This window comes from Microbacterium sp. MMO-113 (assembly GCF_037148555.1).
GTDB lineage: Bacteria > Actinomycetota > Actinomycetes > Actinomycetales > Microbacteriaceae > Microbacterium.
In genome coordinates this window covers 1-1817 of record NZ_JBBCTD010000008.1, presented here as the reverse complement: position 1 = coordinate 1817, position 1817 = coordinate 1, and the positions used below count along the sequence as shown (strand labels likewise).

The 1817-nt window shown below is 55.0% G+C and carries 1 rRNA gene; it reads left to right on the top strand.

Features of this window, described 5'->3' with window-relative positions:
- Positions 1 to 257 precede the first annotated feature (257 nt).
- Positions 258 to 1782 (top strand): 16S ribosomal RNA (locus WFJ36_RS17070).
- Positions 1783 to 1817: the final 35 nt, after the last annotated feature.

The following is a 1817-nucleotide window of genomic DNA, read 5'->3' as shown; positions in this document are numbered from 1 at the left end:
TAAGATAGAGAAGTTGCCCTGCGGGCCTGGTTGTGATGGCTGGGTCGTGGGAGCATCCGATCCTTGAGAACTCAACAGCGTGCACTTGTCAAATGCCAAATTATCCTCGTCTAGCTTCGGCTGGGTGAGAATTCCTTTGGATCAAAGACCAACCTCCTTTGTGGGGTTGGCAACGGATAGTCAGCAATGATTTATCTCTTTGGTCAGCATCAAACTCGCTGCGTTCCGGTTTTTCCCCGGTTCGTATGCATTTTCTTTTTACGGAGAGTTTGATCCTGGCTCAGGATGAACGCTGGCGGCGTGCTTAACACATGCAAGTCGAACGGTGAACACGGAGCTTGCTCTGTGGGATCAGTGGCGAACGGGTGAGTAACACGTGAGCAACCTGCCCCTGACTCTGGGATAAGCGCTGGAAACGGCGTCTAATACTGGATATGTGACGTGACCGCATGGTCTGCGTTTGGAAAGATTTTTCGGTTGGGGATGGGCTCGCGGCCTATCAGCTTGTTGGTGAGGTAATGGCTCACCAAGGCGTCGACGGGTAGCCGGCCTGAGAGGGTGACCGGCCACACTGGGACTGAGACACGGCCCAGACTCCTACGGGAGGCAGCAGTGGGGAATATTGCACAATGGGCGAAAGCCTGATGCAGCAACGCCGCGTGAGGGATGACGGCCTTCGGGTTGTAAACCTCTTTTAGCAGGGAAGAAGCGAAAGTGACGGTACCTGCAGAAAAAGCGCCGGCTAACTACGTGCCAGCAGCCGCGGTAATACGTAGGGCGCAAGCGTTATCCGGAATTATTGGGCGTAAAGAGCTCGTAGGCGGTTTGTCGCGTCTGCTGTGAAATCCCGAGGCTCAACCTCGGGCCTGCAGTGGGTACGGGCAGACTAGAGTGCGGTAGGGGAGATTGGAATTCCTGGTGTAGCGGTGGAATGCGCAGATATCAGGAGGAACACCGATGGCGAAGGCAGATCTCTGGGCCGTAACTGACGCTGAGGAGCGAAAGGGTGGGGAGCAAACAGGCTTAGATACCCTGGTAGTCCACCCCGTAAACGTTGGGAACTAGTTGTGGGGTCCATTCCACGGATTCCGTGACGCAGCTAACGCATTAAGTTCCCCGCCTGGGGAGTACGGCCGCAAGGCTAAAACTCAAAGGAATTGACGGGGACCCGCACAAGCGGCGGAGCATGCGGATTAATTCGATGCAACGCGAAGAACCTTACCAAGGCTTGACATATACGAGAACGGGCCAGAAATGGTCAACTCTTTGGACACTCGTAAACAGGTGGTGCATGGTTGTCGTCAGCTCGTGTCGTGAGATGTTGGGTTAAGTCCCGCAACGAGCGCAACCCTCGTTCTATGTTGCCAGCACGTAATGGTGGGAACTCATGGGATACTGCCGGGGTCAACTCGGAGGAAGGTGGGGATGACGTCAAATCATCATGCCCCTTATGTCTTGGGCTTCACGCATGCTACAATGGCCGGTACAAAGGGCTGCAATACCGTGAGGTGGAGCGAATCCCAAAAAGCCGGTCCCAGTTCGGATTGAGGTCTGCAACTCGACCTCATGAAGTCGGAGTCGCTAGTAATCGCAGATCAGCAACGCTGCGGTGAATACGTTCCCGGGTCTTGTACACACCGCCCGTCAAGTCATGAAAGTCGGTAACACCTGAAGCCGGTGGCCTAACCCTTGTGGAGGGAGCTGTCGAAGGTGGGATCGGTAATTAGGACTAAGTCGTAACAAGGTAGCCGTACCGGAAGGTGCGGCTGGATCACCTCCTTTCTAAGGAGCATCTGACGCTTCGGCGTCCAGAACCC